This window comes from Lacticaseibacillus jixiensis (assembly GCF_042847315.1).
GTDB lineage: Bacteria > Bacillota > Bacilli > Lactobacillales > Lactobacillaceae > Lacticaseibacillus > Lacticaseibacillus jixiensis.
Genome location: NZ_BAAFPR010000050.1, coordinates 1 through 7,194, shown reverse-complemented (window position 1 = coordinate 7,194; position 7,194 = coordinate 1). Strand labels below are relative to the sequence as shown.

The 7,194-nt window shown below is 45.0% G+C and carries 5 protein-coding genes; 4 read left to right on the top strand and 1 reads right to left on the bottom strand.

Translation table 11 applies throughout. From position 1 onward, the window contains the following. Positions 1 to 394 precede the first annotated feature (394 nt). From cas5c to ACGG90_RS14940, 4 genes are read left to right on the top strand one after another with little or no spacing between them, the layout of a single operon-like run. Positions 395 to 1,126: a type I-C CRISPR-associated protein Cas5c gene (gene cas5c, locus ACGG90_RS14955; protein ID WP_318531027.1), complete on the top strand. Its 732-nt coding sequence runs from the start codon at positions 395 to 397 to the stop codon at positions 1,124 to 1,126. 2 nt (positions 1,127 to 1,128) lie between these two features. After that, positions 1,129 to 3,012 (top strand): type I-C CRISPR-associated protein Cas8c/Csd1, encoded by a 1,884-nt coding sequence (cas8c, locus tag ACGG90_RS14950; RefSeq protein WP_390410631.1) that lies wholly within the window; start codon positions 1,129 to 1,131, stop codon positions 3,010 to 3,012. Beyond that, positions 3,005 to 3,895, top strand: coding sequence for a type I-C CRISPR-associated protein Cas7/Csd2 (gene cas7c, locus ACGG90_RS14945; protein ID WP_128517368.1), 891 nt, complete (start codon positions 3,005 to 3,007; stop codon positions 3,893 to 3,895). The genes cas8c and cas7c overlap by 8 nt, the downstream gene beginning before the upstream one ends. Continuing rightward, positions 3,882 to 6,314: a CRISPR-associated endonuclease Cas3'' gene (locus ACGG90_RS14940; RefSeq protein WP_390410629.1), complete on the top strand. Its 2,433-nt coding sequence runs from the start codon at positions 3,882 to 3,884 to the stop codon at positions 6,312 to 6,314. The genes cas7c and ACGG90_RS14940 overlap by 14 nt, the downstream gene beginning before the upstream one ends. Positions 6,315 to 6,577: 263 nt before the next feature. Here ACGG90_RS14940 and ACGG90_RS14935 read toward each other — a convergent pair. Then, positions 6,578 to 7,194: transposase (locus ACGG90_RS14935; protein ID WP_390407408.1), on the bottom strand; the 617-nt coding region annotated here is incomplete at its 5' end.

Below are 7,194 nucleotides of genomic sequence, written 5' to 3'. Positions count from 1 at the left end.
CCGATAGGGTTGTGTAAAGTGCATGGGGATTGACGGAATACCGGGAATTCCTATGCATCTATTATACAACGATAACGGGTTAAGGAGCTGTTACAGATAACTTGGACAAATTATTCACCAGCCACTAGTTAGCAAAAATAATACACTCTTCTTGTCTTTAAGCAATGTTGATGCTAGAATGACGATGTTACAGGGAGACAATTGTAATATCGAACCTGATTTTTCCGCTGTTTGCAGGGGTTAATACAGGGGAGTGTTCGAAGAGGGTGATAGAATGCTAATTTTTGTATTAGACTTAGCCCCGCCATAATCTTGGCGGTGCTTTAGAACACAGGCATAGTTGGCTTTGGTTTTTAATACTAATTGCGTCATTGATATCTCGAACTTATCGGAGGTGATTTATTTGCTGGAAAATAGTTTTGAATTTGAGTTGAAAGGTCAAAATGCTTTATTCACTAATCCTCTCACTAAGGTTGAAAAACAAAGTTACCTAGTGCCTACGTATCAGTCCTTGGTGGGTGTAGCTAGCTCCGTCTATTGGAAGCCCACCTTCATTATTAGTATTGACCAAGTACGCGTTATCAATCCGATTGATTTAGAATCGAAATCAATTCGCCCCCTCGATAAAAACTTTTCGCTAAATAAAAACTCTTTGGCGTATTATACGTACATTCATCTTCCTATATATCAAGTAAAGGGACATATTGAATGGAATATGCAACGTGAAGATCTTAAGCAGGATCGCAACATCAAAAAGCACATGGCTATTTTTAACCGTGCGCTCAAGGCCGGCGGACGGCGCGATATATTCTTAGGGACTCGTGAGTGCCAAGGATACGTACGACCAATGAAATTTGGTACCGGCAAAGGTGCGTATGATGATGTTGAGCATCGCGATTTTGGCATGATGTTTCATGGGTATAACTATCCTGACGAAACGGGTGTAAATGAGTTCTCTGTTCGATTATGGAATGCACACATGGACAACGGGATTATTACCTTCCCGTCGCCGGAGGAATGCAAGACAGTACAGAAAATTCGGGATGTCCAGATGCAACCTTATGATTGGCCGCAGCTTTCGCAGTCGGTTGATGACCTGTACGCTGAAACGAATGGGGGTGAGTAAATATGAACTTTTTTGGCGACCTAGTGAAGGTTTATGAACAAAATGAAGACCTAGCTGGTAAGGTTGACGAAAGTGGTCCAACACTAGTACCGATTGCACACAATAGTGTAAATGTACAGATTGAGGTAAGGATAGATGGGCAGGGAAACTATATCTCTGCTAGGCCCCTCGATAAGGAAGAGACCGTAACAATTATTCCTGCAACTCCCGCGGCTGTTAACCGTACTAGTAAACCCGCGGCTTATCCCCTGTCCGATAAGATTGTATATATGGCTGGAGATTTTGCCCAGACTATGACTGATGAAAAAAAACGTGACAAAGCGATTGAACAGCACAAACTTTATCTAGCAGAATTATCGAATTGGGCTAGTTCCGCAAATGCACCTGTGGAAATTAAAGCTATTCAACAGTACATCAGTAAGGGCACCCTGCTTGCCGACCTTATGAGCGATAACTTTGAGGATAAGGACAAGAAAAAGATTGCCAAGGGTGACCTGTTTGCTCGCTTTATCGTCGATTCAAAGCCTGTTTTTCAAGATCAACTTATTTTTCATAACTGGACACGTTTTTATTTGGAGTCACAACAAGACCATGAGGAAAGCCAGCCCATCGGAATAGATTACATCACCGGTAAAAGAGGTATAACCACAAAATCGATTGAAGCTGGCATAAGTAGCCGTGATAACAATGCGAAATTAATATCCGCAAACGATGACTCCGCATATACTTACCGTGGCCAATTTCTGGGGGACGACTATTACAGTGTCAGCTATGAGTCGTCACAAAAAATGGTCCATGCGTTAAGCTGGTTAGTTCGTAGGCAGGCTATTTATGTTGATAACCGGGCCTTTGTTTTCTGGGGTACCGGTGGTACAGAAAAACCTTTAGATGTGGCCACGTTACTAACAGGCTTCCGTAGTGCTGGACACTTTGATAAAAAAACTCAGGATAAAAACTCAAACGTTGAAGATGCTCGAGCCGTGGCAACGCAGTATCGTGATCGTCTTAGAGGTCTAGTTGCTAACATGAGCGATGACGAAACCGTTAGCATCGCAGCCTTGGATGCTGCAACTACTGGTAGAATGGCTGTTGTCTATTACAACGTGCTTGATGGCTCTTCGTTCAAGCAAAATGTAATGAGCTGGGGTGATACTGCTTCTACAAATCGCTTTTTTAAAGACCATGTGGAACGATACACGCCAAACTTTAGTGAAATTATTAATCTAGCCTATGGTAATGGTAGCAATGGGAGCCGGTTTAAGAAGCTGTCCAAACAGGTAATGACGCAGTTAGTCTCGGCGGTTATTTCTGGTAGAGCTCTTCCGGATGACATTTACCGCGCAGCGTTTCGGCGTATAAAACACCCGCTTGGATATAGTGATAGTCCTCAGGGAACTGCTGGAACGCAAATTTGGGAAAATGATATGTTCAGACACGCTGCACTAATTGGATATCGAAATGGAGGAGGTAACGAAATGACAACGGAAGAGCTAAACCGTGATCGTTCGTATGTTTTTGGCAAATTGTTTGCGGTTATGAATGAAGTTGAGAAGCTTTCCATGAATATTCAGCGTCAACGTAATTCGTCAGTGACGGATAGGCAAACAACAGCCATGAGGTTTATGACGAACTATATGGAGCGTCCGGCCACCACATGGAATCGATTGCTTTCAACTGTGAACCAGTCGTATATTAGCCGCCTTGGTGGTGGTACTCGTGCAAGGTACGAGCGGGCATATTTGGATTTGATTCACCAACTTGGGGACGGCATGACTGACGAACCGCTGGAATATAACTTCAGTAGGGGATTCGCTGATCAGACTGTAGAACTTCGTGAAGCACGGGCAGAAGCAAAGAAAAAGCGGGAGGAACAGAAGAATGACTAAGCCACTCGATCACAAAATAGATTTTTCAGTTATCATTGGGGTTAAGAATGCCAACCCTAACGGTGACCCGTTGGATGCAAACCGTCCGCGTGTTAACGCCGATGGCCTAGGCGAAATTAGCGACGTTGCCATTAAGCGTAAGATTCGGAATCGTTGGCAAGACGCAGGGCTGCCGGTATTGGTGCAAATGCAAGAACGGGTTGAGGACGGTAAGTTCAACATTCGGGATCGACTCAAAATGAGCCCGGACGTTGAGGAAGTTTTAAAGAAGGACCCGAAAAAAACGCCAGATTGGAAGCAGCAATTGATTGCGGCAGCGACGGGAAGCTGGCTAGATGTGCGTGCGTTTGGTCAGGTGCTGCCATTCGCAAAGAGCAGTATTAAGGATGGCCTGGATGGTGTCTCAGTGGCGGTTCGTGGCCCGGTTAGTATTCAGGCTGCATATACTGTTAAACCGGTTACCATCAAAGAAGAACAGATTACCAAGTCAATCAATCTAGAGCCTGGCGATGGCAAAGGATCTGATACCATGGGTACGAAGGCGATGGTACCTTTCAGTATTTATAAGTTTAACGGTAGTATTAACACTGAACAGGCAGCTCGTACCGGATTCTCTGAGGAAGATGCTGAGCAACTGAAGGAAGCATTGCGCACTCTTTTCGTGAATGATAGTTCTTCGGCTCGTCCAGAAGGCTCGATGGCTGTGCTTAAACTTGTTTGGTGGGTACATGATTCAAAGCTCGGGAAGCTGCCACCATACCAACTGCACGCGGCTACTACGGTTGATTACGATGAGAAAGCGGCAGATTTTAACCAAGTGAAAATCAATGTTGACGATCCGCATCACGAAGGACTGAAGGTTGAGGAGATTGACGGATACTAATTTTGTAGCTCACACGACCCAAGAAGAGCCCATACGATATCAGGTCGTTCATGATCATTTGGTAGAGGTGCGTGATCTTTGCGCAACCTTTGGGGCGGACTTGGGGCTCAGCCATGTTGCCGGATTGGCAGGATGGCTTCATGATGCGGGTAAGTATTCGCAACGATTTCAGCGCTACATCCTAAATAACGAAGGCAAGCGTGGCTCAGTCAACCACGCTTTTGCTGGTGCTTGGGTTTTGGAAGATATTTCTCAGGATAGTACTGAAGAAATGGTGATGGTAAATTTGGTGTCAAACGCTATCCTGGCACACCACAATCCGCGTGGGCCGTACGATTTCGTTGATCCAGGCCTCAAACAATTCCCATATGTTGAGAAGATGACGCAGGAGATTTCTGATTGGTCGGTTGATGAGATTGAGTCTGCGTTCTTTACCGATTTTTCGCGTGAACAGTTTGATGATTATTACGAAGCAGCGGTCAAAGAATGTGAGAAAATCGGGTTTGATAAACTTGCAGTCAATCAGAGCCTATTTCAGCGGTTTATTGCTAGTTGTCTGGTTGACGCGGACCACATTAAAACAGCGGATTTCATGAGTGACAAAGTAGATCATCACGAAGCCGCTGTCTTACCCATTGAGGAATTAGATCGTAGGAATGAGCGACGGGTTATTGAGCGCCGAAATCGAAATAATCTGCAAGGACAGTCGAGTACTTCGAATATCAACCATTTACGCGATCAAATGTCTGATGAATGTGCCGCTGCGGCTGGCTGGCCGGATGAACTCATGAGCCTGAGCGTGCCGACTGGTGGGGGCAAAACTCTAGCTAGCCTAAGATTTGGCTTACGGCGATGCGTTCAAAAAAAGCAGAGTAAGATTATTTATGTCGTTCCATTCACGACGGTTATCGAACAAAATGCGGCCGCGCTGAGGTCGAATCTGGGGTTATCTGCAAATGACTATGCTAACGTGCTTGAATACCATTCCACAGTTAGTGATGATTATCAGGTGCCCAAGGATGAGCGATATTACTATGCTAAGGATACTTGGGATGCCCCAATTATTATGACTAGCCAGGTTGCGTATTTGAATGCGTTGTATGGGAGCGGCAGCAAAAATTTGCGGCACATGCATCGACTTGTTAATAGCACGGTAATTTTTGATGAAATTCAGAGTATGCCTCTTCGCTGTGTGGAAATGGACAACGCTGCAATAAACTGGTTGACTCACTTTGGCAAGTCAACTTGCTTACTGTGCACTGCCACTCAGCCCGCTTTAAGCAAGGATATACTCACAATTGGGATTGAGCATCCTCGAGAAATAGTTCATGACTTGAGTGAGGTAAAACAATCGTTTAAGCGGGTTGAGGTAGTCAATAGTCTTGACGAAATATGGGATATCCCACGTTTGACCGGCGAGTGTGAGTCTGAGCTAGAAAAAGTTAATAGTTTGCTGGTAGTTTTGAATACAAAACGGGCCGTTAAGCTGGCATACCAAAGTTTTGATGCTGAGGGCGTGCGTAAATTCCATCTTTCTACATCAATGTGTGTAGCGCATCGGAAGAGAGTTTTTGCTGAAATCAATAATGCACTCGCATTGGCCAAAGAAGGTAAGGGCAAAGTGGTTGTTTTTTCCACTAAGTTAATTGAGGCTGGTGTTGACGTGAGCTTTGCGTCAGTATTTCGATCATGTGCAGGGCTCGATTCCATTGTTCAGTCGGCAGGTCGGTGTAATCGAAATCATGAAATGGCGATTGGTCAGGTACGTGTTTTCCTGATGGATGCTGAGGTTGAACGCCTATCTCATGGGTTGAAAGACATCGCTCGTGGCATTGCGGATACAAGGGATTTGTTTCATGATGATAAAAATGGTGATCCTCTGTCAGATGATTGGATTCTTAAATACTTCAAGAATTTCTTCGGATCTGATGAGAAGGCGCTGAAGTACGAGTCAATTGTATCTGGTAATTCAGTATTTCTGACGGATTTGTTGTTTGTAAAAGATCATAAAAGGGTCCCAAACGGCCGCAACCTACAGAAATACCTAGATAGTGGAAGCAGACAGATAATGCTACTTAGCGCATCACCACATACAGTGGCTGAAAAATTTAAACCTATCGATTCAAAAACTGTTCCGGTTTTAGTCCAGTGGCCTGAATGTCCTGAAAGTGGTCAACTAGTTGCAGAGGTTGAGGCTAGAAAGGACGACTTCGATCAGATTTCTGCACTAATGAAAAAGGCACAACAATTTGTAGTTCAAGTTTATATGGACGGTAGTCAGAAAACTTTGACTATGGGCAATGTCGTTGCCGACTATATTCCTGAGTTTGGATTGTGGATTGCTCGTGAGGGCTCATATAACGATGAGTTTGGTTTGGATCCAGATGGTGGCTCTAAGTTGGGCTTTGATATGTTATAGGGTAATATATAGTCGGGTGCGAATGTGTAGTTATCATCAAAACGTGGGAGACTCGCACCTTTATTTGGTAATTTAGTGTCCATTTATAATGGATCCTGGATTATTCACCTCGGTATTGGGGACATGAAATCGCATCTGGCCGGTCTGAAAGCAACGTTTGGAGCGTTGCGAATACTGACTGAGCGGAGAAGTTGGTGATCGATGCACCACGAACAGACCGACCCAGTTTTCGGCTCGACGCACGACCTATTCAGTTATTCAGTTCAGGTCGCCAACTGATGGACTTCGTCCATGAGCCGACTAAACCAGTTCTTGTAAACATAGTTAGAAGCAAGATGAATCACCACACGACGGGCGTGCCAAGTAATCCTACCGGCGATGTGAAAGAGACTGAACCGTAGCGAGGAGATGGTTGAACGACGGTCTTCCGAGACAAAGAGCTGTTTAAAGAGCTGAACCAGGTTATAGGCAATACCGGTGATCAAGGCTCGTGCAGTGTTCCGTGCAAAAGTTGAGCTGTCTGTTTTGTCAAAGCCAAACCCGCATTTCAGCTCCTTAATTTGGTTCTCAGCATTGCCCCGCTGTCTATAGGTCTTGAACAAAGTCTCTGGAGCCTCGGAGGCCAGGCTGGTCACTACGAATGCGTGGTTCCAGGGAACTAGCTCATCTGCCGTATGAGTAGAACATACGATAACACGGCGAGCTTTACCCCATGACGCGGCCTGATACTTGAATTCGTGGTAGACGCATTTGCTCTCTTCATATTTTGGAGGGCAATCCACTAAGGCCGTTTCTGCCAGCTTCCCAAGCTTTGAATTTGCCTTGAGTCGAACCAAAAAGTCGACGCCATGTGTGTCGCACATCTCGTAAAATTTTGGCG

Coding starts and splice junctions, on each gene's coding strand:
- cas7c (WP_128517368.1), top strand. CDS start 3,005: ATGACTAAGCCACTCGATCACAAAATAGATTTTTCAGTTATCATTGGG.
- cas8c (WP_390410631.1), top strand. CDS start 1,129: ATGAACTTTTTTGGCGACCTAGTGAAGGTTTATGAACAAAATGAAGAC.